This window comes from Nocardia yamanashiensis NBRC 100130 (assembly GCF_001613325.1).
GTDB classification, from domain to species: Bacteria; Actinomycetota; Actinomycetes; order Mycobacteriales; family Mycobacteriaceae; genus Nocardia; species Nocardia yamanashiensis.
The window spans coordinates 145,516-171,125 of the sequence record NZ_BDCD01000004.1 but is presented as its reverse complement, the minus strand read 5'-3'; the positions used below and the strand labels follow the sequence as shown (position 1 = coordinate 171,125).

29 protein-coding genes are annotated in these 25,610 nt (G+C 67.3%); 14 read left to right on the top strand and 15 right to left on the bottom strand.

Going from position 1 to position 25,610, the window contains the following annotated elements:
• Positions 1–34 precede the first annotated feature (34 nt).
• On the top strand, positions 35–358 hold the full coding sequence (locus tag NY1_RS04520; protein WP_067708657.1) for a hypothetical protein: 324 nt from the start codon (positions 35–37) through the stop codon (positions 356–358).
• Between the two features lie 24 nt (positions 359–382).
• On the opposite strand, the gene NY1_RS04515 is transcribed toward NY1_RS04520, so the two are convergent.
• Positions 383–1,348, bottom strand: a complete 966-nt coding sequence (locus NY1_RS04515; RefSeq protein ID WP_067708654.1) for an SMP-30/gluconolactonase/LRE family protein — start codon at positions 1,346–1,348, stop codon at positions 383–385.
• Between the two features lie 142 nt (positions 1,349–1,490).
• Here NY1_RS04515 and NY1_RS04510 point away from each other — a divergent pair, with 142 nt between their 5' ends.
• From NY1_RS04510 to NY1_RS04500, 3 genes are read left to right on the top strand one after another with little or no spacing between them, the layout of a single operon-like run.
• Positions 1,491–1,943, top strand: a complete 453-nt coding sequence (locus NY1_RS04510) for an SRPBCC domain-containing protein (RefSeq protein ID WP_067708651.1) — start codon at positions 1,491–1,493, stop codon at positions 1,941–1,943.
• On the top strand, positions 1,940–2,290 hold the full coding sequence (locus NY1_RS04505) for an ArsR/SmtB family transcription factor (protein WP_067708649.1): 351 nt from the start codon (positions 1,940–1,942) through the stop codon (positions 2,288–2,290). Before NY1_RS04510 ends, NY1_RS04505 begins: the two co-directional genes overlap by 4 nt.
• 8 nt (positions 2,291–2,298) lie before the next feature.
• On the top strand, positions 2,299–2,742 hold the full coding sequence (locus NY1_RS04500; protein ID WP_067708646.1) for an SRPBCC family protein: 444 nt from the start codon (positions 2,299–2,301) through the stop codon (positions 2,740–2,742).
• Positions 2,743–2,745: 3 nt separating this feature from the next.
• Here the strand turns inward: NY1_RS04500 and NY1_RS04495 are convergent, their stop codons facing one another.
• From NY1_RS04495 to NY1_RS04485, 3 genes are all read right to left on the bottom strand, one after another.
• A complete protein-coding gene (locus NY1_RS04495; RefSeq protein WP_067708643.1) occupies positions 2,746–3,564 on the bottom strand; it encodes an alpha/beta fold hydrolase in 819 nt (272 codons plus the stop codon).
• Between the two features lie 83 nt (positions 3,565–3,647).
• Positions 3,648–4,199, bottom strand: coding sequence for a carboxymuconolactone decarboxylase family protein (locus tag NY1_RS04490; RefSeq protein WP_067708640.1), 552 nt, complete (start codon positions 4,197–4,199; stop codon positions 3,648–3,650).
• Positions 4,200–4,285: 86 nt separating this feature from the next.
• Positions 4,286–5,134 (bottom strand): helix-turn-helix domain-containing protein, encoded by an 849-nt coding sequence (locus tag NY1_RS04485; protein ID WP_233434202.1) that lies wholly within the window; start codon positions 5,132–5,134, stop codon positions 4,286–4,288.
• A 119-nt stretch (positions 5,135–5,253) separates the two neighbouring features.
• Between NY1_RS04485 and NY1_RS04480 the strand changes: the two genes are divergently transcribed.
• Positions 5,254–5,682, top strand: coding sequence for a GlcG/HbpS family heme-binding protein (locus NY1_RS04480; RefSeq protein ID WP_067708634.1), 429 nt, complete (start codon positions 5,254–5,256; stop codon positions 5,680–5,682).
• Here NY1_RS04480 and NY1_RS04475 read toward each other — a convergent pair.
• From NY1_RS04475 to acpM, 3 genes are read right to left on the bottom strand one after another with little or no spacing between them, the layout of a single operon-like run.
• A complete protein-coding gene (locus NY1_RS04475) occupies positions 5,664–6,575 on the bottom strand; it encodes a MerR family transcriptional regulator (protein WP_169815306.1) in 912 nt (303 codons plus the stop codon). The genes NY1_RS04480 and NY1_RS04475 overlap by 19 nt on opposite strands.
• 1 nt (position 6,576) lies before the next feature.
• Positions 6,577–7,017, bottom strand: coding sequence for an SRPBCC family protein (locus NY1_RS04470; RefSeq protein WP_084534637.1), 441 nt, complete (start codon positions 7,015–7,017; stop codon positions 6,577–6,579).
• The gene (gene acpM / locus NY1_RS04465) at positions 7,014–7,319 is read right to left on the bottom strand and encodes a meromycolate extension acyl carrier protein AcpM (protein ID WP_067708631.1); all 306 of its coding nucleotides are present in this window, start codon (positions 7,317–7,319) and stop codon (positions 7,014–7,016) included. The genes NY1_RS04470 and acpM overlap by 4 nt, the downstream gene beginning before the upstream one ends.
• Positions 7,320–7,874: 555 nt before the next feature.
• Here acpM and rox point away from each other — a divergent pair.
• From rox to NY1_RS04445, 4 genes are all read left to right on the top strand, one after another.
• Positions 7,875–9,302, top strand: coding sequence for a rifampin monooxygenase (gene rox, locus NY1_RS04460; RefSeq protein WP_067708910.1), 1,428 nt, complete (start codon positions 7,875–7,877; stop codon positions 9,300–9,302).
• A 121-nt stretch (positions 9,303–9,423) separates the two neighbouring features.
• Positions 9,424–10,260, top strand: a complete 837-nt coding sequence (locus tag NY1_RS04455) for an alpha/beta fold hydrolase (protein WP_067708628.1) — start codon at positions 9,424–9,426, stop codon at positions 10,258–10,260.
• Between the two features lie 58 nt (positions 10,261–10,318).
• Positions 10,319–10,678 (top strand): VOC family protein, encoded by a 360-nt coding sequence (locus NY1_RS04450; RefSeq protein ID WP_067708626.1) that lies wholly within the window; start codon positions 10,319–10,321, stop codon positions 10,676–10,678.
• Between the two features lie 99 nt (positions 10,679–10,777).
• Positions 10,778–11,617: an NAD(P)H-binding protein gene (locus NY1_RS04445; RefSeq protein WP_067708624.1), complete on the top strand. Its 840-nt coding sequence runs from the start codon at positions 10,778–10,780 to the stop codon at positions 11,615–11,617.
• On the opposite strand, the gene NY1_RS04440 is transcribed toward NY1_RS04445, so the two are convergent.
• Genes NY1_RS04440 through NY1_RS04430 form a run of 3 tightly spaced genes read right to left on the bottom strand, consistent with a single transcriptional unit; the run spans position 11,578 to position 15,128 of the window.
• Positions 11,578–12,771: a DUF418 domain-containing protein gene (locus NY1_RS04440; RefSeq protein WP_067708909.1), complete on the bottom strand. Its 1,194-nt coding sequence runs from the start codon at positions 12,769–12,771 to the stop codon at positions 11,578–11,580. The two genes, NY1_RS04445 and NY1_RS04440, sit on opposite strands and share 40 nt — an antisense overlap.
• Before the next feature lie 4 nt (positions 12,772–12,775).
• Positions 12,776–13,504: a ParB/Srx family N-terminal domain-containing protein gene (locus NY1_RS04435; protein WP_067708621.1), complete on the bottom strand. Its 729-nt coding sequence runs from the start codon at positions 13,502–13,504 to the stop codon at positions 12,776–12,778.
• Between the two features lie 37 nt (positions 13,505–13,541).
• Positions 13,542–15,128: an FAD-dependent monooxygenase gene (locus NY1_RS04430; RefSeq protein ID WP_067708618.1), complete on the bottom strand. Its 1,587-nt coding sequence runs from the start codon at positions 15,126–15,128 to the stop codon at positions 13,542–13,544.
• 91 nt (positions 15,129–15,219) lie between these two features.
• On the opposite strand from NY1_RS04430, the gene NY1_RS04425 reads away from it, so the two are divergent.
• A complete protein-coding gene (locus NY1_RS04425; protein ID WP_067708615.1) occupies positions 15,220–15,924 on the top strand; it encodes a TetR/AcrR family transcriptional regulator in 705 nt (234 codons plus the stop codon).
• On the opposite strand, the gene NY1_RS04420 is transcribed toward NY1_RS04425, so the two are convergent.
• Complete coding sequence (locus NY1_RS04420; protein WP_067708613.1) at positions 15,896–16,837, bottom strand: hypothetical protein; 942 nt, start codon at positions 16,835–16,837, stop codon at positions 15,896–15,898. The genes NY1_RS04425 and NY1_RS04420 overlap by 29 nt on opposite strands.
• 5 nt (positions 16,838–16,842) lie before the next feature.
• A complete protein-coding gene (locus NY1_RS04415) occupies positions 16,843–17,061 on the bottom strand; it encodes a hypothetical protein (protein ID WP_157762036.1) in 219 nt (72 codons plus the stop codon).
• A 99-nt stretch (positions 17,062–17,160) separates the two neighbouring features.
• Here NY1_RS04415 and NY1_RS04410 point away from each other — a divergent pair, with 99 nt between their 5' ends.
• Together NY1_RS04410 and NY1_RS04405 are read left to right on the top strand one after the other, a co-directional pair.
• The gene (locus NY1_RS04410) at positions 17,161–18,048 is read left to right on the top strand and encodes an SPFH domain-containing protein (RefSeq protein WP_067708608.1); all 888 of its coding nucleotides are present in this window, start codon (positions 17,161–17,163) and stop codon (positions 18,046–18,048) included.
• Positions 18,049–18,086: 38 nt separating this feature from the next.
• The gene (locus tag NY1_RS04405; RefSeq protein ID WP_157762035.1) at positions 18,087–21,383 is read left to right on the top strand and encodes a hypothetical protein; all 3,297 of its coding nucleotides are present in this window, start codon (positions 18,087–18,089) and stop codon (positions 21,381–21,383) included.
• 14 nt (positions 21,384–21,397) lie between these two features.
• Here the strand turns inward: NY1_RS04405 and NY1_RS04400 are convergent, their stop codons facing one another.
• Positions 21,398–21,967 carry a DUF308 domain-containing protein gene (locus NY1_RS04400; RefSeq protein ID WP_067708604.1) on the bottom strand — a complete coding sequence of 190 codons (570 nt, stop codon included), beginning with the start codon at positions 21,965–21,967 and terminating at the stop codon, positions 21,398–21,400.
• Between the two features lie 98 nt (positions 21,968–22,065).
• On the bottom strand, positions 22,066–23,202 hold the full coding sequence (locus tag NY1_RS04395) for an epoxide hydrolase family protein (protein WP_084534655.1): 1,137 nt from the start codon (positions 23,200–23,202) through the stop codon (positions 22,066–22,068).
• A 144-nt stretch (positions 23,203–23,346) separates the two neighbouring features.
• On the opposite strand from NY1_RS04395, the gene NY1_RS04390 reads away from it, so the two are divergent.
• Both NY1_RS04390 and NY1_RS04385 read left to right on the top strand, forming a co-directional pair.
• Positions 23,347–24,660, top strand: coding sequence for a cytochrome P450 (locus NY1_RS04390; RefSeq protein WP_439955993.1), 1,314 nt, complete (start codon positions 23,347–23,349; stop codon positions 24,658–24,660).
• 71 nt (positions 24,661–24,731) lie between these two features.
• Entirely contained in the window at positions 24,732–25,142 is a 411-nt protein-coding gene (locus tag NY1_RS04385; protein WP_067708906.1) for a nitroreductase family deazaflavin-dependent oxidoreductase, read from the top strand.
• A gap of 4 nt (positions 25,143–25,146) precedes the next feature.
• On the opposite strand, the gene NY1_RS04380 is transcribed toward NY1_RS04385, so the two are convergent.
• Positions 25,147–25,563: a MerR family transcriptional regulator gene (locus NY1_RS04380; RefSeq protein WP_067708599.1), complete on the bottom strand. Its 417-nt coding sequence runs from the start codon at positions 25,561–25,563 to the stop codon at positions 25,147–25,149.
• Positions 25,564–25,610 lie beyond the last annotated feature (47 nt).

The window sequence follows — 25,610 nt, the reverse complement described above, 5'->3', positions numbered from 1 at the left end:
AATCAGCAGCATCACGGCTTCCCGAGGAGGAGTCATGCGGCCTCAACCTGCGGCCATAGGTTTCCTCCGGCACGATGTGTCGGGCGCGCAACGGCAATGGGACGAGGCGCAAATTCGTCACCTCGCCGGCCGACTCGGCTACGACCTCTGCAAGACCCTCGTTCTCGGCCCCGACACCGACCGGCTCCTGACCCGAGTAAGAACCGCCATCACCCGCATGGAAGCGGACGCCGTAATCACCCCCAGCCTCGACCACTTCGACGGCCAGATCCCCGCCGACGTAGTCAAAGTCGCCGACCTCATCACCGTCTCCCCCGAAAACACCTACGCCCGCTGGTTGATCCCGCCGCTCGAATAACTCCGCACCGCGCTTCGGTCCGGCTCAGCTACCAGGACGATCTGTGACCGGGGTGAGGTCGATGCCCGGTGGTGGGCGGAGGCGGCGCAGGACGCCGTCCATGGCGGTTACGTAGAGGGACCAGCCGTCGGCGTCGCGGGCGATGCGGACCGAGCTGACGCCGTCGGGTGGGATGCGCACGGTGGAGGGTTTGATCAGACCGTCGATGATCGAACAGGTTTCGCCGGTGGTGGTGTTCGTGCGGTAGACCGCGCCCACGCCGTGATCGCCGAAGAAGAGCAGGCCGGAGCGGGTGGCTTCCATATCGTCGGGCATGGCGAGGAGCTTGGGCACACCGGTGACGAAGGTGGTGGCGCGCGGGTTGTCCATGGGGACGCGCTGGATCTGCATGGTCAGGGAGCTGGCGTAGACCGCTTTTCCGTCCTCGGACAGGGCGAGTCCGTTGGCGAATTGCACCGGCGCCCACGCCTTGGTGTACTCGCCGGTCGCGGGACGGTAGCGCGAAATGCCTTGGGACTCACCGGTGAACGAACTCGTGGCGATGAGCAGGTCACCGTCGGGCAGCAATAGCAGGCCGTTGGCCATGCTCAGGCCCGAGAGCAGGGAGGTCAGCTCGCCCGAGGCGGTGTCGTAGCGGTACAGCTGACCGGGTGCGGCGGCCATGTCGTCGCCGGTCACGAAATACACGTACCGGCCGTCGAATCGAACGCCCGCGGGATGATCGAACCCCTGCGCCAGGGTCTCGACCGCGCCGTCGGGGTTCACGTGCAGCAGTTCGCCGGCCAGGATCGTGGTGACGTAGAAGCCGCCCCGGCGATCGGAGTCCAGGTTCTCCAGTTCGCCGCGCCCGCTCATCACGGTGCTGACGTCCCAGCCCGCCGAGCAGTCCGGCGCGAAAGGCGATGCTTCCGCATTCGGTTGCCCTACAACGATTCCCGCGGCGATGGCGGCTACCAGCCAGCTCGTACGGAGCCGCCGGCTCCCCCTCATGACACCTCGCACGAACGCCAACCTATCAAGCGTCCAGCCACAAGTCCGATCTTGGATCAGGACGATATGCAACAAAGGGTTGCGCATCACTGGTCGGCGAGCTAGCTTTATATGCAACAAAAGGTTGCACGAGGAGGACGGCATGGAGTTCGGCAGCATCGAGCGTGAGATTCATATCGAGGCCTCGCCCGAAGTGGTCTACGAGGTGGTCAGCAGTCCCGAGCACGTATCCGAGTGGTGGAGTGACGAAGCGGACTTCAAGCCCGAGGAAGGGGCGGTCGGCGAACTCGCCTGGGGCGATCGCGAGCATGTGGCCGTCATGCGGGTGGTGACCGCGGACCCGCCGCGGCTGTTCGCCTTCCGGTGGTGCTACCCGGACAACGTGGCCGACGAAGTGGCCGACTCGCTGCTGGTCACCTTCGAGCTCATCCCCTCCGGCACCGGGACGCTGGTCAAGCTCACCGAAACCGGCTTCCGCGAAATGGGCTGGGAGGCGGCGAAGCTGGAAGAGGTGTACCTCGATCACTCGACCGGCTGGGACAAGTTCGTGCCTCAGCTAGGCGAGTACACCACACGGCTGGCGTCGGCGAAGTGAACACGCCCGTCGACGACGACCTGTGGTCCGCGGTCGGCGACCCGACCCGTCGGCGGATGCTCGACCTGCTCCTGGTGACCGGCGACGGCACGGCCACCAGTCTCAGCGAGCAGCTGCCGGTGACCCGGCAGGCCATCGCGAAACATCTCACAGTCCTCGACCGGGTCGGCCTGGTGCACGCCACGGCCACCGGACGCGAACGGCGATATCGGGTGGACGAAGCGCAACTCGCGCGCGCGGTCGCGCAACTGTCCGCGGTAGGAGAGTCCTGGGATGCCAGGCTGCGGCGCATCAAGCGGATCGCGGAAGCGATTCAGCGCCAAAAAGATCAGCAATCCGGAAAGTGAGAGTCGAAATGGTAGACATCCTGCACAAGGTCGCGATCAAGGCGCCGGCCGCCGAGGTCTATTCGGCCTTGACCACCGTCGAAGGCCTCTCCGGCTGGTGGGCCAGCGACACCCGCGGTAAGAGCGACGACCTCGGCGGCATCATCGAGTTCCGTTTCGGGCCCGGCAGCGTCGATATGAAGGTGCTCGAGCTCGACCCCGGCAAGCGGGTGCGGTGGGAGGTGGTGGACGGCCCCGCGGAATGGCTCGGCACCACCGTGGACTTCGCCCTCGACCGCACCGACGACTGGACCAGCGTGATCTTCAAGCACGAGGGCTGGAAGGAGCCGGTCGAGTTCATGCACCACTGCAGCACCAAATGGGCCGTGTACCTGGTGAGCCTGAAGTCCTCGGTGGAGACCGGGAAGGGCGCGCCCGACCCCTATGACGTCAAGATCGACAACTGGAACTGAGGGTCACAGCACCTCGCGCACGCGCTTGGCGAAGGACTCGGCGTCCTCGGTGAAACCACCGTGCCCGCCGGGAAAGAGCTCCGGCTCGATGCCGAGTCCCGCCGCCAGCGCACGCGAGGTGCGGTCACAGAATTGCCCGGCCGAGGCATCGCCGATACCGATGATGATGCGGGCGGGCGCCGCGCGCAGGGCTTCGAAATCGGGGCGGAACTCGACGGTCCCGTTGAATTCGTGCTCGAACCAGAACCGCTCCCCCGCCACCACGCGCGGATCGCGTTCACCGCCGAACATCTGCTCGATCATGAAGTCGGGCACCGGGATTCCGGTGAGGGCGAAGAACTTCCGCATGGCGGGGACGGGACCGTCGGTGCCGTAGGTGGCGAGGATATCCGCGGTGACGGCGCGCAATTCGGCGCGATCGTCGAGGTATTCGCGCACCGGCGGCTCATGGGCGATGAGCGTGTGCACGACCTCCGGGTGGGTCAGGACCAGGGCCAGCCCGGTGACCGCGCCACCACTGGAACCGAATACAGCGGCCGGTCCTACACCGAGGTGGGTGATCAGCCGGGCCAGGTCGTCGGCGCGCAGCTCCGGGGTGGAGTCCTGGTTCGGGTCATCGAGTTCGCTGCGGCCGTGCCCACGCGGATCCATGGTGAGCACGGTGTAATCGGTCGCCAGCGCGTCGGCCACGGCCGCGAACGGTTCCGCTTCCATGGGTGCGCCGACCAGCGCGATGAGCGGTCCGCTGCCGCGGACTTCGTAGTAGAGGCGGCCGTCGGGGACGGCCAGGGTTCCGGAGGTGACGGGCGAGGACGAGGTCATGGCTGCTCCCAGCGGGCGTACGGTACGGACACCACTGTCGACGGTACGACCGCCGGAAAGTCATCGCCGCCAATCGAACCGGTTCACACCGCTTTTCCGGGCTCCGGCAGCGCACACGCCATGCCCTCCGCCATACCCGTCGGCCGCACCCCGAGCGCCTGATTGATCCGGGCCCGCTGGTTCTCCCACGCGACGGCGGCGGCCAATTCGGCGACCTGCGCCTTCGACAACCGGGTCAGCAGTTGTGCGCGTACGTCTTCCAGATCCAGGGAGGAAGGAGTCACCGTCATCGCCTCGGCGAACGCCAGCACCAGCTTCTCCAATTCCGAGTAGGCGTCACTGGTCTGATACTTGGGCAGCTCCGCCACCTGCGCTTCGGTGAGACCGCTGTAATGCGCGAGCGTGGAGCCGATATCGAGACAGAACTGGCAGTTCACCAGCGCGGCCGCCTTGAGTTCGGCCAGCTCCTTCAGATTCGGATCCAGGCGATTGCTCAGCAGCAGCGCCGATTCGTAGAACATGGTGCTGAGCAGCAATGCCGGCCGCCGGATCAGCCAGCCCATCAGATCGGATCGATTCTTGCGCGCACGCCGGAATGCCTTGAGGTAGTGCCAGGTTCGAGTGATCGCTCGCATCGCGGGCCCCCTTGCTCGTCGAATCTTCCTGTTCCAGATAGTAGGACGCCCACGACGGGCCGTAGTAGAGGTTTTCCGGATCGAGGTCAGTGATCTGCGTCAACCGCGTCGGGGCGCGCCGGAGCCGACCAGGAATCGAGAATCCGCAGGGCTTCCGCACTGGGCGACCCGGCCGCCGCCGTATAGGTGACCAACGTTTGTTCACTGGCGGACAGCACTTGGAGCACTTGCCAATCCAGCTCCAACTCCCCCACCACCGGATGCCGCAACCGCTTACGCCCACCGGCCATGGCCCGCACCCCGTGCCCGGCCCACCAGCGCCGGAAGTCGGCGTCGTGCACCGACAACTCGCCCACCAACTGCGCGAGCCGTGGATCACCCGGCGTGCGCGCCGCCGCCATCCGCAAGCGGTCCACCGCCTCGGCCGCGACCTGCTCCCAGTCCCGGAACAATCCGCGCATCCGCGGTTCGAGGAACACCATCCGCACCAAAGCCCTTTGCTGCACCGGTATTTCGGCGAAGTCAAGGAACAACGCCGTCGCGGAGGCGTTCCAGCCGATGATGTCGGTGCGCGGACCCAGCACCAGCGCGGGCGTCGGCAGCACATCCAGGAGATCCCGCAATGGCCCACCGACCCGGGGTTCCGCGGACTTGCGACGCGGCGGCCGCACCCCGACCAGCATCCGCAGATACTCGTGTTCCTCGTCGCTGAGCCGTAGCGCGCGGGCGATACCGGACAGCAGATTCTCCGAGGCGGCCGCGACCCGGCCTTGTTCGAGCCGCGTGTAGTGGTCGACGCTGACCGCCGCCAGCAGGGCGACTTCCTCGCGCCGTAATCCCTTGACCCGGCGTGGATTCCCGATCGCGGGCAGCCCGGCCTGTTCGGGCGTCAAGGCCGCGCGCTTCGCCTTCAAAAAATCGCCGAGCTCACTCACACCGCCCAGTTTCGCACCCCGGTGCCGCCCGCTGCCTGGGGCTGTCATCCCCAGGAACGCCGTCCCCGGCCACCACACCACCCTGTTTGCGAGGTCCGTGCCGAGCCACAGTCATACCCATGACAACGATCGACCTCGCCACCGCCACCCGCCTCGCGACCGCCGGCCTCGCCGCCGCCACCGCCCTCGGCGTCCCCATGAACATCACTATCGTCGATGCGGCCGGACACCTGCTGCACTTCACCCGCATGGACGACGCCCTGCTCGGCTCCATCGACCTCGCACACCGAAAGGCCAAGACGGCCTTGCTCTTCCGCATGCCGACCGCCACCCTCGGTGAACTGTCCCGCCCCAGCGGCCCCATCTACGGCATCGAAGTGAGCAACGACGGACTGATCACTTTTGGTGGCGGACTGCCCATCACCGACCCTGACGGCCGCGTCATCGGTGCGGTCGGTGTGTCCGGCGGCACCGCCGACCAGGACGTCGAAGTGGCCCGAGCATGCGTCGATAATCTGGTGGCGCGTGACTACGAGCCGGTCGGCTGAGCGACGGCGGAACCGGCCAAGGCGTCGTACACCCAGTTGTGCGCCTGCCCGACGGTGATTCGCGGCCCGAGGAACCGGGTGGTCAACGCCCAATAGCGGTGAATCCGATGGTCGGTATCGGTGGCATTGCCGAGCAATTGTTCGCGGAAGCGCGGGGAATCACGTTCACCCCGTGCGCCTGCGTGCGCTCCGACGTATCGATCGAGTTCAGCGCCGCCCCGCGGACGCACACCTTTGGACACCAGCGGCACCACGTCCGCCATCACCCCGCCCACTTGCGAATACAGTCCGCGCAGATCCCGAATGGTTTCCGGTCGATGCCGGAAAAGTTGTTGCCGCACAGCACCGTTCATGCCCGAATCGGTCGCCAGCGCGGCCAGCTCGGCATATGCGACGACCTCCTCGGCGGAAGGATCAGCGGGTGGCTCCGGGATATTCCATTCCACCCAGCCGTCGACCTCCCGCCGCGATATCGGCGCGAGTACCTGCTGCCAGAACCGAACCAGGCACCGGTACGCCGCAGCACCGTCCACCGCAACAGTGAGCAGCGCAAGCCGCTGGTTCCGCTCCACCGGCACCGCCGCCTCGACGGCACGCAAGGCCGCCCGCCGCCAAGCCAACGACCTGAATTCTGCCTCCACCCGGGCGCTTTCGGCCGCGACAGCCTCGCCCACCGAACGCCGCCCATGCACCACCTCGGCGATCGCATCCAACCCCAGCCCCAGCGTCCGCAACCGGCGAACCAGCATCAACCGCTCAGCCGCCCGCTCGGCATCGAACATGCGATGCCCGCCCGCACTACGCGTGACCTCCAGCAGCCCCTCATCGCAATAGAACCGGATGGTGCGCACCGTCACCCCGGTGCGGCGCGCCAATTCCCCGATTCCGACCAACTTATCGATCGAGCACCTCACGAAGTCGTGGGAAGCGATTCCGCCAGCCACGCTCCATGGCATTGCGAACCATCTTCTGCCTGCGGTCACCGATATCGAATCCGGTGTGCGTCAACAGTAACCGGGTCCCGCGCCCCTGCGCCCGCATCGTCCAGTAGACGGTGCCGCGGTCCGCGCACTCCGAACGCGGACACGCCCAGCTGTAGGTCAGCTGTTCCCGCGGCTCGAACGCCAGCACCTCACACTCGATCGGATTCTCCAGATGCGACGGCATGACGAAGACGAAATCCGTTCCCGCCGCGGCGATCATACGATTCGGCCGCATCAGCCAGCGCTCCAGCAGATCGGGCACCGTCAGCGCCCGCCACACCTCCTCGAGCGGCTGCGCGAAGAATCCGCCGATCTCCACCGCCGCCGGATCCAACCCCGGATCCGCGATCACCGCCCCTGACCTTCCTTGAACTTGGATTCCAACTCCGCCGCCAGTCCCGGCTTGTCCGCCTCCATCTTCTGCACATACCTCACCGCATCCCCCACGGTCCGCAAACTCGCCATATCCTCATCCGGAATCTGCACCCCGTACTTGTCCTCCAACTGCACCGCGATCTCCACCAGCGACAACGAGTCGATATCCAGATCCTCCACGAACGACTTCTCCACCGTCACCTCCGAAACCTCGATCCCCGTAACCTCTTCCACGATCCGCGCAATCCCGGCAACGATCTCGTCCTGCGTGGTAGCCATACTTTTCCTTCCAAAGCTGATTCCGAACGCATAGTTCGATTGCCGCTACGCTAAGACCTCCAGCGGGGTGGAGGTTCAAGCGTCTGTGACGGACGACACATTCAACGAGAAGCCGGTCAGCATCGGCGAATTAGCGCGCCGCACAGGTCTTTCCGTACGCACCATCCGCCACGGACGCCAGGCCCTGTGGCGGCCCCGAGTTGGATCAAATCGTCGAGGCTCACGCGCGCGCTCGTGGTGAACGTGATTCGGAGGAATTCCGGGCGCATCTGTTGGACGGCGCTTCCGACGGAGATTGTCGAATTCAGCGCTACTGGAGGTTGACGGCGGAGCTGTTCGGGACTTCCGCGACGGTCGGCAGGCGCATCATTGGTTGTACGAGGCGCTTGCGCATACAGCGAGGTGAAATGCGAAAGGAAGGAGTTGTGTACTCCTTCCCTCTTCAACATATAACGCATCCGGGGGCTTGCGGCAAGGGGCGGGGGGTGGTGCAGAATCTCGTGCCGAAGCCAGTACCTGCGGGAATTCCGAGAAAATTTGGCGAATGGGGTGTTCATGTTCGATGTGATCGTTGTGGGCGGCGGGCCGGTCGGGGTGATGCTGGGGAGTGAATTGAAGATGCGGGGGGTGAATGTGGTTGTGGTGGAGAAGGAGACGGAGCCTACGAAAGTGGTGCGGGGGCTGGGGTTGCATGCGCGCACTGTCGAGGTGATGGATCAGCGGGGGTTGCTGGAGCGGTTTCTGGCGGTGGGGACGCAGTATCCGGTGGGTGGGTTTTTCGCGGGGATTCGGAAGCCGCAGCCGGAGCGGCTGGATACGACTTATCCATTCGTGCTGGGGGTGCCACAGCCGGTGACCGAGCGGTTGTTGCTCGAGCATGCGGCGGAGCTGGGGGTGGAGATCCGGTTCGGGTGCGAGGTGACCGGATTGCGGCAGGACGCGGAGGGGGTGGAGGTCGAGTTGGGCGATGGTGTGCGGGTGCGGGCGCGGTATCTGGTCGGGTGCGATGGGGGTCGCAGTACGGTGCGGAAGCTGGCGGGCATCGAATTTCCCGGTGAGCCTTCGCGAGTGGACACCTTGATCGGTGAGGTGGAGCTGACCACGCCGCTGGAGGAGGTGACGGCCGTGGTCGACGAGGTACGCAAGACGCAGTTGCGGTTCGGTGCGATGCAGCTCGAGGACGGCAGGTATCGGGTGGGCGTTCCTGCGGCCGAGGTCGCCGAAGACCGTTCGGCGCCACCGACTCTCGACGAGCTCAAGGAGCAGTTGCGGGTGTGGGCGGGGACCGACTTCGGGGCGCATTCACCGCATTGGCTGTCCCGATTCGGCGACGCGACACGATTGGCCGACCGGTATCGGGTAGGCCGCGTGCTGCTGGCCGGGGATGCGGCGCACATTCATCCGCCGCAGGGCGGGCAGGGCCTGAACCTCGGACTTCAGGACGCCTTCAATCTCGGCTGGAAGCTGGCCGCGGAGATCGCGGGCTGGGCTCCGGAAACACTCCTGGACAGCTATGAGAGCGAACGGCGACCGGTCGCGGCGGACGTACTCGAGAACACGCGCGCACAGGTGGAATTGACGAGCCTCGAACCGGGCCCGCAGGCCGCGCGCAACCTGGTCGCGAAGCTGATGGACTTCGACGAGGTGAATCGCTATCTGCTCGAGCGGCTCATCGCGGTGTCGATCCGCTACGACTTCGGCGAGGGGCCCGAACTGCTCGGGAAGCGATTGCGGGACGTGCCTTTGAAGCAGGGGCGGCTCTACGAATTGCTGCGAACGGGACGCGGATTGCTGCTCGATCAGACCGGCGGGCTGTCCGTCGACGGCTGGGCGGACCGCGTCGACCACATTGCCGAGGTGAGTGAGGAATTGGACGTGCCCGCGCTGCTGCTGCGACCGGACGGTCATGTGGCGTGGATCGGTGACGATCAGCAGGACCTGCGCACGCATCTCGGCAAGTGGTTCGGAGCGGCGATCGACTGAGCCGCTCCGAAGAGCAAGGGCGGTCCGGTCGAGCCGGGCCGCCCTTTGCACATCTCACAAACCTATGTATCTTAGGAAGGAACCTACGAGCCATAGTTTGATGCGGAACCAAGGAGTTCACATGCGATCCGAGACCCTGCGCGTCCCCGGCGCGAACCTGTACTACGAGGTGCGCGGCACCGGCCCGGTACTGCTGTTCCTGCCGGGCAGCGGCGGCGACGCGGCCATCGTCGACGCGATCGCCGACATCCTCACCGCGCACTTCACGCTGGTGGCCATCGACCCGCGCGGATACTCCCGCAGCACCCTCGACAACGGCCCCGAAGATCAGCGCGTAGAGGTGCAGAGCGAGGACGCGTACCGCCTCCTCACTCACCTCACCGACGAGCCCGCCTATGTCTTCGGCGGCAGCGGCGGCGCGATCGTCGGTTTGGATCTGCTGGCCCGCCACCCCGACCGGGTGCGCAAACTGGTCGCGCACGAACCGCCCTGCTTCGCGGTATTGCCAGACGCGCAGGAACAGCGCGCGTTCGTGGACGAGGTCTACCGCCTGTTCCGCACCGAGGGCGTGGCCGCCGCGGGTGCGCGATTCATCGAGGGCATCGGCGGCACCATGAAGCCCATGCCCGACCCGGCCGATCTCCCGCCCCGCGCCGCCGCCATGCTGGGCCGCCTGTTCGCCAACGCGCCGATCATGATGGAACACGAACTGCGCCAGTTCACTTCGCACGTCCCGGATTACGCAGCGCTCGCCACCGTCACCGATCGCCTGGTGCTGGCATCGGGCCGCGAAACCGGCACCCAGCTTCCGGCCCGCCCGGCCGCCGAGATCGCCGCCCGGCTCGGCACGACCGTCACCGAATTCCCCGGCGGCCACAGCGGATTCACCGACGAACCGGACGCTTTCGCCCATCTGCTCACCGAAACCCTGCTGACCCCGATCCCCACCGCCGGCTGACGCGCGGCCCACGCCTCACCTGCGAGAACGCGGCCCCGCCCCCTGCTACCGTCGGCGCATGATCAACGGAGCGCACACCATCCTCTACGCCTCCGACGCCGATCGGGCGCGTGCGTTCTTCCGCGATGTGCTGAAACTGCCGAATGTGGACGCGGGCGGCGGCTGGCTCATCTTCCGATCCCCACCGGCCGAACTGGCCGTCCATCCCGCCGCCGCCCCCGAAAGCGGCACCGCCGGAATCTATTTCATGTGCGACAACCTGGAAGCCACTATGGCCGACCTGCGCGCGGCCGATGTGGAGTTCACCGCCGAGGTCACCGACGCCGGCTGGGGGCTGCTGACCAGCTTCCTGGTGCCCGGCGCGGGCGAGGTCGGGCTGTATCAACCGCGTCATCCCGTCGCCTACAACCTGTCCTGATCCGTTCGCTCCGCGTAAAGGAATCGTGGAGATCCATTCTCCGCGTACGATTTTCAGGTATTCCTTATCGCGGGCGGGGACGGGCGAAGGTGAGGGCGGATGATTCTGGTGACGGGTGCGACCGGCAATGTCGGCGCCGAGTTGGCGCTCACCTTGGCGGGCGGCCCGGAACCGGTCCGGGCCGCGGTCCGAGATCCGCGACGGGCCACGCTGCCGGACGGCGTCGAACCCGTGACCGCCGATCTCACCGCACCCGATTCGCTGGCACCCGTTTTCGCGGGCGTGCGCGCGGTGTTCCTGTTGCCCGGCTATCCGGGCGTGGCCACCGCCGCCGCCCGAGCGGGCGTCGAGCACATAGTGCAACTGTCGGGCGTCTCGGCGGGAACCGGCGAGACCGCGAACGCCATCACCCGCTACATGATGGCCGCTGAGGCGGAAACCCAGAGGTGCGGCACCACCTGGACCATCCTGCGCCCCAGCGCTTTCGATTCCAATGCCCTGCGCTGGCTGCCGCAACTGCGCGAAGGCGATGTCATCCGGGTACCGTTCCCGCAGGTCCGCACCGCCTGCCTGGACCCCTACGATCTGGCCGCCGTCGCCGCACACGCACTGCGCGACAAGGCATTACACGGCGAGATAGTCTTCCCGACCGGCCCGGAAGCGCTGCGCCCGGCCGAACAGATCGCCTTGCTCGCCCAAGTGCTGGATCGCCCGCTCGAATGCGTCGGCCTGACCGACGAGCAGGCCCGGGCCGAGCTGCTGAAAACCACCCCCGCCACATATGTGGACGCCTTCTTCGACTTCTATGTGCGCGGCGCCATCGACGAATCCGTGGTCCGCCCGGACGTGGAACGCCTCACCGCCCGCGCCCCACGCACTTTCGCCCAGTGGGCCACCGTTCACGCCGAGGACTTCCGCCAAGCCGGGACCGACCGGTAGGTCGCCGCACGCAGCACCCATTCCACCGGACCATAGGCGTACCGCCGCAACCACCGATCGCTCAGCCACACCTGCCCGGCGAAGATCACGACCGCAATGGCCATCACCCCGAGCGGCGGCACCCGATCCCCAAGCGCCAGCCCGTATCCGGTGTACAGCAGCATGAACACGATCGACTGCAAAAGGTAGTTCGATGCCGCCATCCGCCCGGCCGGTGCGAGCAGCCGCACCCGCTCGGCCCACCGCGACCGCGTCAACCACACGATGCCCGCCACGTATCCGAGCGTGAGCAGCGGATTGCAGAGCTCCTGCAGCCCATACCAATACGTCGGCACCTTACCGTCCATGGTCCACAGCACCACGGTGACCAGCGCGACCGGCAGCCCCACACCGAAGCCCAGCAGCAAGGCGCGCGGCGTCCAACGCCGCAGCAACTCCGCGTCCTCGAACACCCGCCGCTTGCCCGCGGCCATGCCGATCAGGAACATGCCGAACGCGGGAACGCCCTGCCCGATCCAGGTGAAGATCATGAAGACCGGCGCCGTGGTCAGCTGCGTGTGGAAGGTGTCGGCGAAGCCGCCGGTGAAACCGTTCCGGATCGCCGCCACGTCGAGCACATTGCCGAGCCCGGACATATCGCCGCCGCCCGAGGACGGCAGGAAGGCCAGCGCCATGAACAGCGCGTACAGCACGATCCCGGTGATCAGAGCCGTGCGGGCGCGCACCTTCCGGAACAAGATCAGCAGCACGCACAATCCGGCGTACAGGGTGAGAATGTCGCCCAGCCACAGGAACATCACGTGCGCGAGACCGATCAGGAACAACGCCCCGCTGCGCCGCAACAGCCGGGGCACCGCCCGCGCCCCCGCGCGTTCGGCCGCGGCGATCTGCAGCGTGAACGAGTAGCCGAACAGGAACGCGAACAGCAGATAGAACTTCCCGAGGAACAGCCCCTCGATGACGGCGTACCCGAAACGATCCCAGCCGCCGTCGAATCCGGCCGTGAGATCGGTGCCCGTCCCCTGGAACGAGATCAGCATGGTCAAGACGACGGTATTGGTGACGAGGATGCCGAAGAGCGCGAACCCGCGCAGCGTATCGACCTCCCCGATGCGCCGCCCGGCGGCGACGGGTGAGACGGCCTGAACGGACATATCGTCACGGTACGGTCGCCGCCGGTCCCGCGACATCCACCGCCGGACCGGAAATCGATTCGACCTCAGCGGTATTGACACTCATCCCTGGGGATGCCGCAAGGTTGCGGGTGATGCAACCCTGCGGCGTATGCAAGCCGACCTGGTTCTCGCGCATCCACTGGCCCCAGTAGAACTCCTGGAACGGCAGACCACCGACCGTGTAGCCGATGTCGCGGGCGAAGTACATCATCGACCGGTAGTTGTCGTTGGCGAAGCTGGCCAGTCCCAGCGACTTCGGCAGTCGATCGACCGTGATCGCATTGCCGGCCACGTCCTTCAGCCACACCCAGCCCCTGGCCTGCATGGTGTCCCAGAACTCGGTATCGGACAGACCGCTCAGATTGTCCAGTACCCGCAGCCGGACGTGCAGGTTCACGCTGCCGTCGGGGGTTTCCAGGAAGGAGGTCAGGGTGTGGTGACCGTCGGTCAGGTACGCCTTGCCGCCGGGCCCGATCACCACGGTCTTCATCGGGTCTTTGCTCTCGGCGGTTTCCTGGCCGACGGCGAGCTTGCAGGTGAACGACGCCGGATCGCTCAGCCTGGCATCGGATTTGGCGGCCGCCACGCCGAGCTGGCCGTTGGCCTCGCACCAGTCGTTGCACTTGTTGTTGATCTCGTCCTTGCCGAGGGTGTAGCGGCCGAGCTTGTAGTACACCTCGTCGTAGCCCAGTGACGGCTGGGTGGCGAGCACGCGCTGTTGTGCGAGCCAATAATTGGTGAACGGATGCTCAGCCGTGGCGTGGGTCCGGTTGTGCGCACAGCCGATTCAGCAGCCGAGCGAGTTCCTCGGCCGGGTGAGTTGCGGATTCGGTGGTGCGCCAGGCGACGACCTGGTCGGGTCGCACCAGCATTGCACCCTGTGCGGTGATGCCGAGACTGCCGATCCAGGCGGCATCGTCGACGGGAATGCGGCGTACGGTGAGGTTTTCGAGCTGCTCCCCCGCCCGCGCCCAGTGCTCGTCGGCGGCGAAGAGGGTGAACAGGGGGCCGATCAGGTCGAGGGTGGAGACGGTGCGACCGGCTTGCTCGATCCATCGATGCGGGAGGCGGGAACCGGGTGTGCCGTCCAGTGTCAGTGAAACGTCTTCGGTGGAGGGCAGGTCCGGGATCGCGCCGATGACCGCGGCCGAGTTGTAGCGGTAGCCCAGGTGTACGACCGGAGCGTTGAGCACCCCCTTGGCGATGCGCTCGGCCACGGTTTCGGGACTGTCGTCCCAGTGCAGGCGCGCGTCGGCGGACCGGAGCAGGGCTTGTTCGAAGGTCATTCGCACCACCGGTTCCCGTTCGGCGGCATAGGTGTCCAGCAGTGCGGGTCCGGCTTGGCCGTGCGCGACGGCGGCGAGCTTCCAGGCGAGGTTGTGCGCGTCGGCGAACCCGGTATTGAGCCCGAACGCGCCGATCGGCGGGATGGCGTGCGCGGCGTCGCCGACCAGGAAGACCCGGCCGGAGCGGAAGGCGGTGGCGAGGAATCCGCGTGGCCGCCACGGCAGTACGCTCACCAACTCGACCTCGGCGGTGTCGTCGCCGATCGCGGCCCGGATCAGTTCCAGGCAGCGCGCCTCGGGGAACACCTTCTCCTCGGCAGCCGTCACGTGCAGGATCCATTCCTTCTCGCCGTCGACGGTCACCATCATTCCGGTCACGCCGGGGTTGTCGATATTGCAGGTCACGAACTGCCGACCGGCCAGATACGGGGTGAGGTCGGCACGGAAGAGCATGCTCACCATGGGTTTTCCGAGCGGTCCGGGGCCGCTGACGCCGATGCCGGCCGCCGTGCGCACGGTGCTGCGCAGGCCGTCCGCGCCGATCAGATAGTCCGCGTGCACCGTCTCCCCGCTGTCGAGCACCGCGTGCACGCCGTCCGCGTCCTGGGTGAGCGATGCCAGGCGGGTCGAATAGCGCAGCGTCGCACCGCGTTCCCGCGCGGCCGGCAACAGGACCGAATCCAGCCGATGCTGCGGGCAGGTGCCGCGGGTGCGGCCCGGACTCACCTCGTCCTTCCCCCAGGCCTTGCGCGCGGGCGCCACCACCGGCATGGCACCGAAATCGGTGGCGGCCAGGCTGTATGCGTAGGTTTTGCCGAGCCCCGCGCCGACCATGTCCACGCTCACCGCGTTCACGGCGTCCTGTAGCCCGAGGGCCCGCAGCATCTCCATGGTGCGCGACCCGAGCCCGGTGGCGCGCGGATGCGTGGACGGCCCGGCCTGCGCCTCCACCACCAGCGGCGGCACCCCGCGATCCGCCAGGAACAGGGCCGTCGCCAACCCGACCGATCCGCCACCGGCAATGAGTACCGGAACGTGCTTGTCCGCCATCGCAAATCTCCTTATGGATACACCGTAGCCGTACTGGCTACACCGTAACCACAGTGTTAGGCTGTGCGCAACGAATCCGGAAAGGACGCCGATGACCGACCCGCAGTTGGTGTGGAGCAAGGACCGCCGCGAACCCGCGCGCCGGGCGCCCAGCGTGGATCGCATCGTGCGGGCCGCCTGCGCGGTCGCCGATACCGAAGGGCTGCCCGCGGTTTCGATGCGCCGGGTCGCGACCGATCTGGGGTCGGGCACCGCTTCGCTCTACCGCTATGTCGCCAATCGTGACGAACTGCTGGATCTGATGATCGATGCCGTCCAGGGCGAGACCGCGCTCGCCGAACCCTCGGGTGACTGGCGCGCCGACCTCGCCGAACTGGCGAACCAGCTGCGCGCGACCCTGCTGCGCCACCCCTGGCTCGGCCCCGAGCTGTCCGGCCGTCCCGCGCTCGGCCCCAACGCGCTGCGCCGCCACGATCGAGCACTGGCCGCGGTCGCCCCGCTGACCTCGGACGCCACCCTCGCCTCGCAGATCGTCCAGACCGTGATGTCCTACGTCTTCGGCGCGGTCAACCAGGAACTCGCGGAAATCCAAGTGCAGCAACGCACCGGGCTCACCGAGGACCAATGGCGGGCCAGCGTCGGGCCCTACGTGCGCGCGGTCATCGAATCCGGCGAGTACCCGCACCTGGCCAAGCGGGTGCTCGAGGCCGAGGATCCGGGGTCGGCCGAGCAGTTCGCGTTCGGGCTGGCCTGCGTCCTGGACGGGGTCAGTCGCGCGACCCCTCCACCGCAGTGATCAGCTGCTCGAGCTCGGCGGACAATCCGTTGCGCTCGGCCACCCGCATGATCGCCGCGATCTTCTCCTCGTCCCAGACCTCCAGCTCGGCCAGCCGCATCCGGTATTTCTCGGACATGGCGAGCGTGATCGGAATCAGTTCCGCCCAGGCGTTCTCGCGATGGGCGGTCTCCACCATGTGGGTGAGGATCTCGGTGTCCATCTCCGCGACGATGTCCGCCACCCGGCCGAGCGTCTCGGTGCTCAGGAATTGCAGGAAGGTCAGCGCCTCCACCACCATGTCCTGTTCGTAACCCGCCTGCATGATCTCGCGAATGCGTTCTTCCGGCAGCGCCGCCATGACCGTTTCGAACCGGTCCGACACCGTGTCCAGCTCGACATTGAACGCCACCAGCAGCATGTCCGCACCCGAGTCGATATGCGGCAGCACCTCCAGCAACTGCTGGTCGGTGGCCGCGACCAGGAAACGCGCGAGCGTGACATAGTCCTTGCGGCGCAGCATCTCCCGCATGACAGGCACCATCACCTCGACGTCCAAGGCGCTGACAATGGGCGTGGCGGCCTCGGGGTCCACGTACGGTGCGAGGTCGGCCAGGAATCGCATGGGCACGTGACCGATGAGGGATTGCGCGCGTTCGGGGCTCAGCGACGGCGCGATCATGCCGCACAGCACCGGTCCGAAGAACCGGGTGGCAATGGTCACCGCCAGGGAATTCGGCAGCAGCGCACTGGCTTTGGCGAGGCGATCGAACATGGGCCGGTGTTTGGCGTCCAAACCGCGATGCAGGCCCCGCCGGAATTGCCGCACGGCCTGTGGATCCGATTCGAGCAGAAACTCCAGATCCTCGGGCGCGGTGTGCAATTCGCGCGCCAGTTTCACCACTTCCGCACGTGCCGCCAAACTGGTCATCATTCGCCTCAGGAGAGCAGTAACCGCCGGATCGCATTGCGCACCAGGGCGGGAACCATGCCGAGACCTTTGTCGATGGCCGCGCTCAACTCGCGTTCCCGCACCTCGAGCGCGTGTTCGCAGGCCGCGCGCAATACCGCGTAATCCCCCTCGTCGAGATCCCCCAGTGCGGCGATATCGGTGCGGGGCACGAGAGTGACAACAGATAGTCGCTCGATCTCCGACACGCCGTCCAGACTATCCGAATTCGATTGGGAACACCGGCCGTTCACCGACTCTCGTGCCAAGCTGGTCACGCCGACCGCACCGTCCGAGGAGAGTACGCCATGCCGTGGCTGTTCCTGTTCGCCGTCGTCTTTCTCGGCGCCGCCGTACTCGTCCTGCTGAGCCAGCGGGGCCGCCCGTACGCCAGCCGCGGCTCCACCCTGCTGACCGCGCTCGGCTGCGTCGTCGCCGGGCTGATCCTGCTGGCGATGTCGTCGCTGAGCATCGTCTCCACCCGCAATGTCGGCATCGTGACCTCGTTCGGGAAACCGGTGGGCACCAAGGAGAACGGCCTGCACGCGGTGTGGCCGTGGCAGCAGGTGCCCGAACTCGACGGCACCATTCAGACCAATAACCAGATCGGCGGCTTCAAGGACGACCGGTGCTCGGGCGGGAGCGCCATCCGGCTGGCCAACAATTCCACGGCGTGCGTGGACAATACGGTGCGCTGGCGGATCCATCACGCGGCCGCGGACGCACTGTTCCGCGACTATCACACCATCGCGAATATCAAGGACAGCCTGGTGACGCGGGAGCTCAATGCCACGCTCAACGAGATCTTCGCCGCCTACAACCCCTTGGAACCGCAGAACGCGGGCGGGCCGAACCTGACCGATCTGTCCGCGCAGGCCACCGACAAGCTACAGGTCAAGATCGGCGCGCAGATCGAGGTGCAGAACGTCATCATCTCGATCGTGCACTTCGATCAGCAGACCCAGTCGAAGATCAATGCGTATCAGGCGCAGATCGCCGACACCCGCATCGCCGAGCAGAAGCAGAAGACCGCCGCCGCGGAAGCCGAGGCCAACCGGATCCTGGCCGAATCGCTGAAGGATCCGAACGTGCTCGTCTCCAAATGCCTGGACATGCTCAACAGCGGCAAGCAGCTGCCGACCGGATTCCAGTGCTGGCCGGGCACCGGGCTGGCCACCACCATTCCGGCGCGCTGAACCGGCGACCGCCGGTTGATCTTTGTAACGTGGCGGCCGTGACTGGTGCGGGAAAGCGGTGGCTGGAGTCGACGGCGAGCATGTCGGTGCCGCGGCGATTGCATACGATCGCGGGCGAGGCGCGGCGGCTGGCGGGCACGGCCGAATTGGATCGGCTGCTCGCCGAACTCGGCGGCGGCGACCGGTACGAGCGGCTCACCGCGATCCGAATGGCCGAGCTGGGCGGGGCGCGCGATCACCTGGTCGCCCAATTGGATTCGGCCGATCCGGGCTGCGTGAATCGCGCGCTGGCGGCGCTGGTGCGAATGGGCGCGGAACCGGCGCTGGTGTCCGGCCGGTTGGCGCACCTGTCGCATCGCACGCGCAAATACATCCGCCGGGCCTTGGCCGCCGGGGACCGGGAAGAGCTGGCCACCGCTCTGCTGCCGCAACTGCGAACCCTGTTCGGGGACGGTGAAGCGGCGCGGGTACTGCCGTACTGTCCGGCCGCGACGGTGCGCGCACTGCTGCCGGAACTCGGCTATGCCGTGCCGAATTGGGCAGTGCTCGGTCACCGGCATGTCGAGGTGGTGTTCGAGCAGGTCGAAGCGATGGCCGCCGACGCGGGACGGGACGACTGGCGCGAATGGTGGGGGCGGCTCACCGCCGATGCCGTGGCCGCCGTGGAATTCGATCCGGATCGATTGCTGAGCTTGGCCGCGCGGGCCGTGGAATGGATTCCGATCGGTGAATTGAACCCGGTGGCAGGACGTTTGGCACGCCATGATGCCGACGCGGTCCACCGGTTGATCACCCATCCCACCGGCAATGGCCGGGGCTTGGCGGGTCCGGCGCTGTGGCGTGCCATGCGCGGGTTGCCCGACGAGCAGCTGGCCGAGCTCTATCGCGCCTGCCCCGTCCATCGGCGGCAGCGGTTCCTGACCACGCTGCCGCCGGCCCGTCGTGCCGCACTCGCGGGTCCGCTGATCGCCCGGCCCGGGCTCGCACCCGCCCTGGTGAATCTGGCCGTCCTCGACGCCATCCCCCGCCGCGAACGCATCGAACTGGTCCGGAGCCTGCTGGCCCGGCCCGGCGGCGAGGTACCCGAAGTAGCCGATGCGCTGCAAGCCCGGCTGCCGTGGCCGGAAGCCGAACCGCTGCTGGCCGAGGCGATCCGGCGGCCGACCGCCGAGGAACGCGCCCTGGCGTATACCCGGCTCGCCACGGCCGCCGCCGGCAGCCGGGACCCCGAGGTCGTCGGAACCATGCTCGGCATGCTGGGACGGCTGCGCAATGAACAGGATCCGGTGCGCAGCAGCGCATTACAAGCGGTGAACGAGATCCCAGCCTCGCTGTGGCGCACCGCGCATCTCCCCGCTCTGGAGCAGCTCGCCGAGGACGCCCTGCAAGCCCGCGACCGGTCCTACCAGACCACCTCCGCCGTCGGCGAACTCGCCCGCACCCTGCTGCTGCGCGGCGCCGCGACCGGCGACACCGCCTACACCGACGTCTCGCTGCGGATGCTGACCCGGCTGGCGGAACTGTCGAGCACCGTCAATCTGTATGGGCTGCACCGCAATCTGCCCCGGGGAGCCGAACAGCGCCTGTACGCCGCCTTGAGCGCACGGCTGCGCGCCGACGCCGACCGGGACCGCTGGGACCTGGCCATCCGCCTGGCGGTCGGACTGGACCGGCGTGCCTTCGCCCTGCCGGAACTTCAGCGGCTGCTGGTGCGCGCCTGCGCCGCCCACAGTGACGACATCGTCCGCCGCGCGCTCCCACTGGCATTGGCGAATCCGGCCACCCGTGACGCCCATCTGGACGAGATCCTGGGCCGGGATCGCTCGCTCATCGCCCTCCCGGAAGTCCGCAATCTGATCGCCTACCGGCGCACCGACCTGCTCGACTTGCTGCTGAGCAAGTCGACAGCGGGCCGGTTCCTGTCCAAGAAGATTCGCTTCGTGCCCATGTTCGCCACCGGTTTCGGCAATTGGCCGCCCGCGCAGGTGGATCGCTACTCCCGGCTGCTCGACTCCTACGCGCGCAGCACCACCGCGGGTCTGTACGAGCGCGCCGGCGCCGTGCGGCAATTGGGCCGACTGCCAGGCAGTTTCATCTGGCTGTACGGCCACCTGAACTCACCCGATCTGGTGATCGTGGAGGCCGCGCTGACCGCACTGGGTTCGAGTGATGAACCGGCCCGTGCCATCGCGCTGCTGTCCGGGTTCGTCGACGGCGACCGGGCCCGGGTCGCGGTGAGCGCCATCGCCGCCTGCGCTCGTGACATCCCCGCCGACGAACTCTCCGGAACGCTCGCGCCCCTGGTGAATTCGCGGAAGGTGACCGCGGCGAAGGAAGGGCTCCGCCTGCTCGCCGCCCTGCGCGCCCCCGATGCGATGGACACCATCACCGAGGTCTGGAATCGCCCGGGCACCCATCGCGATGTACGCCGAGCCGCCGTCTTCGCCACCCGTTCCCTGTTCGACCGGCCGGCGGCCTGGCAGCTGCTCACCGAAGCGGCTGCCGACCCCGAATCCGCCACGGCCGTCCTGGAAATCACCCCCGGCCTGCTGCCGCCCCCGCAACGCCCGCGCTTCGCCGCATTCCTCCGCGACCTGGCCGCCGCTCCCGATCCGCGTATAGCTCGCCAGGCACTGAACGCCCTCACCCGCTGGCATCGCTGGACCCCGCCCGGCACCGGTGATCTCCTGGTCGGTCTGCTCACCGACCTGAACGTCGTCGGACTCTGGGGCGAAGCCAGTCGCGCCCTGCTGGCCGCGCTCGTCGAAGACGGCGATCCCACCGCCCTCACCACCGCCGTCACAGTGCTCCGAGACTCCACGGTCACGCTTCCCGACCGCGATCTGCCTGGACGCCAACGGCTTTCGACTCTGCTCGATTTCCTCGCCGCCACCATCCGGGTGAGCGACATCGCCCGCTCGGCCGCGCCGCCGGTGATCGCATTGCTGGCCGAGGATCCGTTCTGGCACCCGCATCTCATCGACGTCGCGATGGCCGCGGTGCGCTGGACCGAGACGGAAGCGACGGTATCGGCCATCGATGCCCTGGCCCCGTATGCGACCGGTACCCTGACCGGCCGGCCCGCCGATCGCCTGAGTCAGCGAGTCGCCTCCGAATTCGACAATATCCCGGCCGGTTCCTGGACCGCGCTGGCCGCCCCACTGGCCTCGAGCTCCCGGCACACCACCGCACTGGCCGCGGTACCGCTGATCGCCCAGTGCGGCAATCGATTCGGCTGGACGAACCCGTGGACCGACCTGTTGTTCACGCTCCGCGCGCACCCCGACACCGACGTGCGCCGCGCCGCGGGTTCCGTCTACACCGCCTCGGAATGACTCCCGGGAATGGTCTAGGTCGTCGCGGACCGCTGCGGGACGATCAGCTGAGCGGAGGTGAGGATCTCGCTGACGCCGAGGGCCGCGACGCAGAGCCCGACCGCCACCGAGAACGCGGTCGCGGTCTGGAACGGTCCGACCGCCAGAATCATGCCGATAGCGGCGGTGACCAGCCCCAGGACTTCCTGACGACCGGATCCGGCGTGCTGCTCCGACCACGCGCCGGCGATGGCCTGCACGATGCCCCGGATCATCCAGCCCATACCGATCCACAAGGACAGCAATGAGATCCACTGCCCGCTGCTGAAGGACCATAGCGCCAGCACTGTCGCCGCCACCGCCGCGAAGAACTCCAGCCATTTGAGCGCGGTGGCGATGTGCGCGCCGAAGGCCACCACGAACTGCACGGCGGCGGTGGCCAGCAGAATCAGGCCCGCCAGCGTGCCCAGCACGGTTTCACTCTTGTTCGGCCAGACCATGGTGATCACACCGAGTAGCACCGAGCAGGCGCCGCTGACCAGCAGCGCTTGCCAAGCCCAGTCGGCGAACACCGTGATCCGCCCCTCGATCCGATTGGTGGGCATGGACTCAATGATATGACCGGAATATCCGTTTACCTGGCTCTTTGCGCCAACGGCATGTCCGCACCGGGTGCACAACGGCGCGAAAACGGCCCCTGGCCTCAGCGGAGCTTGCGGAAGAACTCGCGCAGGTCGGTGGTGAGCAGGTCCGGGGTTTCCATGGCGGCGAAGTGGCCGCCGCGCGGGAACTCCGACCAGTGGGTGACGGTGTGCTGTTTTTCGGCCACCCCGCGGATGGACTTGTTGCCGGGGAAGACCGCGATGCCGGTCGGCACTCCGGAGTTGGAGAGGTCCGCGCCCCACTGCTGGGACTCCTTGTAGAGCAGCATGGAGGAGCCGATGGTGTCGGTGAACCAGAGGATCGAGAGATTGGTCAGCAGCAGGTCGCGGTCGATGGCGTCCGTCGGCGTGGCCTTGGCCGGATCCTTGTAGGTGTTGACGACGTCCAGGACCCAGGCGAGCAGGCCGGCCGGGGAATCGTTGACGGCGGGCGCGAGGGTTTGCGGACGGGTGGAATGGATTCCGGCGTAGCCCGAGGTCTCCTGGCTGGACCAGTCGGACAGCTTGGCGAGCTTTTCCTGATCCGCCGAGCTGTAGGAAGACCCGTCGTCGCCGTGGGACGGAATGGTGATCGGGTCGTTGAGGTGGATACCGGCCAGGTGGTGCGGGGCGATCCGGCCGAGCTGCGGTGCGATGAAAGAGCCGGCGTCGCCGCCCTGTGCGCCGTAGCGCGAGTAACCCAGGGCGGACATGAGTTTCGCGATCGATTCGGCGCTGCGGTCGGTCGCCGCGTCGCCGGGGCGGCGGGTGGGACCGGAGAAACCGAATCCGGGCAGGGTCGGGATGACCAGGTGGAAGGCGTCGCCGGGATCGCCACCGTGGGCGGCCGGGTCGGTGAGCGGACCGATCACCTCGCTGAAATCCTCGAAGGGCCAGCCGTGCACGAGCACCAGCGGCAGCGCATCGGCTTCGGGTGAACGCACATGCGTGAAATGCAGCCGCCGCCCGTCGATTTCGGTGACGAACTGCGGGTGCGCGTTGAGTTCCGCTTCGTGCTCGCGCCAGTCGTACCCGGTGCGCCAATAGTCGGACAGTTCGCGGACGTATTCGGTCGGGATGCCGTAATCCCAGCCCACGCCCGGCAGTTCGGCGGGCCAGCGCGTCGCGGCCAGGCGAGCGTTCAGATCGTCGATATCGTGCTGCGGGACCGCGATTCGGAAGGGCTCGATATTCGTCATGCGTTCCACGATAGGAACCGTGTAGGTCAGCACCGGTCCTAGTTCCGCGGCGGCAGGACCGTTCTCGGATCGGCGGTCGCGATCTAGGCTGGACCACAGGGGAAAGCTGCCGCGCCGATGCGGTGTGCGCGAAGGGACGATCACGTGAACCTCGCTTATCCGCCCGGTCCGCCGGTGCCGCGCGCCATTCAGACGCTGCTCTACGCGAAATGGCGGGCCCCGCTGCTCATCGCATCGGCGCGCCGCTACGGCGAGGTGTTCACCCTGCGGCTGATCGAACCGTACGCATCGAACGTGGTGGTGTTCTCCAAGCCCGAGCACATTCGCGAGATATTCGCGGCCGATCCCGCGGATCTGCATGCGGGCGAAGGCAATCGGCTGCTGCTGTACGTCATGGGCGAGCATTCGCTGCTGCTCACCGACGAAGCCGAACACGCCCGGGCCCGCCGGCTGCTCATGCCCGCGTTCGCGGGTTCGGCGCTGCGCGGCTACCGGGGCATGGTGGAGGCCATCGCCAAGGAGCATACGGAGCGGTGGGTGACGGGTTCGACCGTGCACACCCTGGAACAGATGAACGATCTGACCCTCGAGGTCATCATGCGGGTGGTGTTCGGGCTGACCGATGCGCGCCGGCGGGAGGAACTCGCCCCGCGCCTGCGGCAGATCGTGAACCTCAATCCGATCGTGTTCCTGGGCTGGAAGTATCCGCGCCTGGAACGGTTCGGGCCGTGGAAACGCTTCCGCGACACCCAGCGGGCGATCGACGAGCTGCTCTATCGCGAGATCGCCGCCCGCCGCGCCGACCCGGAGCTGGACCGGCGCACCGATGTTTTGTCTCGGCTGCTCGCGGTCGGCGCGGGCGAGCATCCCTCGGACACACCGCTTTCCGATGCCGAACTGCGCGACCAGCTCATCACCCTGCTGCTGGCCGGGCACGAGACCACCGCGTCGGCGCTGTCGTGGACGCTGCACGAGCTCGCCGCCGACCCGGTCGTCCAGGACACCGCGCGCCGCGCCGCCCGCGAGGGCGACGACAAATACCTGGAAGCGGCATTGAAAGAAGGCATGCGGCGGCACACCGTCATCGCCGCCACCGGCCGCAAACTCACCCGCGACCTGACCATCGGCGGCCTGGACCTGCCGCGCGGCACCGTGGTCTCGACCTCGATCCTGCTGGCGCATCGCAGCACCTCGAACTATCCGGACGCCACCGCGTTCCGACCGGACCGGTTCCTGGACGGCAGCGTCGGTCACAATGCCTGGCTCCCGTTCGGCGGCGGCGTGCGGCGCTGCATCGGGGCCGGGTTCTCGCTCATGGAGGGCACCGCGGTGCTGCGCGAAGTGCTGACGCGCTATCGCCTCGAACTGCCCGACGGCGCGGCGGGCGAGCGCGCCAAGATCCGCAATATCACCCATGTCCCCGCGCACGGCGCGCCCGTCCGGGTCACCACGCTCTGATCATCGGCTCGGGAATGCGGTCGGTTCCGGGGTGGTTGCTGCCTCGGAGACGATCTACAAGGAGAGTGCTGATGAACGATTTCAACGCGGGCGTGATCGCGGAGTTCCGGGCCAACGGCGGCAAGGTCGGCGGCCCGTTCGAAGGCCGGGACAATATGATGCTGATGACCACCGTCGGCGCGAAATCCGGTCGCGCGGTGACCAATCCGCTGGTCTTCGTGCGGGACGGCGACGGCATCGTGCTCATCGCCTCCAACGGCGGCGCCGACAAGAACCCGGCCTGGTACCACAACCTGCGCGCCAATCCCGAGTTCGAGATCGAGATCGGCGTCGAGAAGTTCCGCGCCAAGGCCGAAGTCGTGACCGGTGCGCAGCGGGACGCGCTCTACGCCCGCATGGTCGAGGTCATGCCGCAGTTCGCCGACTACGAGGCGAACACCACCCGGGTGATCCCGGTGTTCGTCGCCCACCGGCAGGACTGACGGGTCAATCGCGAACCAGCGGACGGGGCCCGGTGCGATCGGACCGGGCGAAGTCCGAGCACTCCGGGCATTCCGAGATCACCGGATGATGGCAGCTCAGCAGATGCTCGAGAAACAGGTCGGTGCGCCGCAGCACGGCGACGCGTTCCTGGATCTCGGCCCGGCGTGCGGCAATGAGTTCCTGACGACCGGACAGGTCGGTGCGGCCCAGCGCGTGGATCTGGTCCAGTGACAGCCCGGTTCGCTGCAGAATGCGAATCAGCCGGGCCTGATACAGCGTCTGCTCGTCGTAGCCGCGATGGCCCGCCGGGGTGCGCGGCGGCGCGAGCAGCCCGACCGATTCCCAATGCCGAAGCACGTGCGCCTCGATTCCGAGCGCCGCGGCGGCATCGCCGATCTTCAGCAAGGCGGTGGTGTTCATGATTTACCCCTTTACTTCATGTCGACCTTAAGTATTAGCGTTCGGTC

Coding starts and splice junctions, on each gene's coding strand:
- NY1_RS04445 (WP_067708624.1), top strand. CDS start 10,778: ATGATTCTGGTGACGGGTGCGACCGGCAATGTCGGCGCCGAGTTGGCG.
- NY1_RS04395 (WP_084534655.1), bottom strand. CDS start 23,202: ATGACGAATATCGAGCCCTTCCGAATCGCGGTCCCGCAGCACGATATC.
- rox (WP_067708910.1), top strand. CDS start 7,875: ATGTTCGATGTGATCGTTGTGGGCGGCGGGCCGGTCGGGGTGATGCTG.
- NY1_RS04410 (WP_067708608.1), top strand. CDS start 17,161: ATGCCGTGGCTGTTCCTGTTCGCCGTCGTCTTTCTCGGCGCCGCCGTA.
- NY1_RS04430 (WP_067708618.1), bottom strand. CDS start 15,128: ATGGCGGACAAGCACGTTCCGGTACTCATTGCCGGTGGCGGATCGGTC.
- NY1_RS04425 (WP_067708615.1), top strand. CDS start 15,220: ATGACCGACCCGCAGTTGGTGTGGAGCAAGGACCGCCGCGAACCCGCG.
- NY1_RS04385 (WP_067708906.1), top strand. CDS start 24,732: ATGAACGATTTCAACGCGGGCGTGATCGCGGAGTTCCGGGCCAACGGC.
- NY1_RS04520 (WP_067708657.1), top strand. CDS start 35: ATGCGGCCTCAACCTGCGGCCATAGGTTTCCTCCGGCACGATGTGTCG.
- NY1_RS04400 (WP_067708604.1), bottom strand. CDS start 21,967: ATGCCCACCAATCGGATCGAGGGGCGGATCACGGTGTTCGCCGACTGG.
- NY1_RS04380 (WP_067708599.1), bottom strand. CDS start 25,563: ATGAACACCACCGCCTTGCTGAAGATCGGCGATGCCGCCGCGGCGCTC.
- acpM (WP_067708631.1), bottom strand. CDS start 7,319: ATGGCTACCACGCAGGACGAGATCGTTGCCGGGATTGCGCGGATCGTG.
- NY1_RS04440 (WP_067708909.1), bottom strand. CDS start 12,771: ATGTCCGTTCAGGCCGTCTCACCCGTCGCCGCCGGGCGGCGCATCGGG.
- NY1_RS04510 (WP_067708651.1), top strand. CDS start 1,491: ATGGAGTTCGGCAGCATCGAGCGTGAGATTCATATCGAGGCCTCGCCC.
- NY1_RS04480 (WP_067708634.1), top strand. CDS start 5,254: ATGACAACGATCGACCTCGCCACCGCCACCCGCCTCGCGACCGCCGGC.
- NY1_RS04455 (WP_067708628.1), top strand. CDS start 9,424: ATGCGATCCGAGACCCTGCGCGTCCCCGGCGCGAACCTGTACTACGAG.
- NY1_RS04490 (WP_067708640.1), bottom strand. CDS start 4,199: ATGCGAGCGATCACTCGAACCTGGCACTACCTCAAGGCATTCCGGCGT.
- NY1_RS04450 (WP_067708626.1), top strand. CDS start 10,319: ATGATCAACGGAGCGCACACCATCCTCTACGCCTCCGACGCCGATCGG.
- NY1_RS04420 (WP_067708613.1), bottom strand. CDS start 16,837: ATGATGACCAGTTTGGCGGCACGTGCGGAAGTGGTGAAACTGGCGCGC.
- NY1_RS04495 (WP_067708643.1), bottom strand. CDS start 3,564: ATGACCTCGTCCTCGCCCGTCACCTCCGGAACCCTGGCCGTCCCCGAC.
- NY1_RS04515 (WP_067708654.1), bottom strand. CDS start 1,348: ATGAGGGGGAGCCGGCGGCTCCGTACGAGCTGGCTGGTAGCCGCCATC.
- NY1_RS04500 (WP_067708646.1), top strand. CDS start 2,299: ATGGTAGACATCCTGCACAAGGTCGCGATCAAGGCGCCGGCCGCCGAG.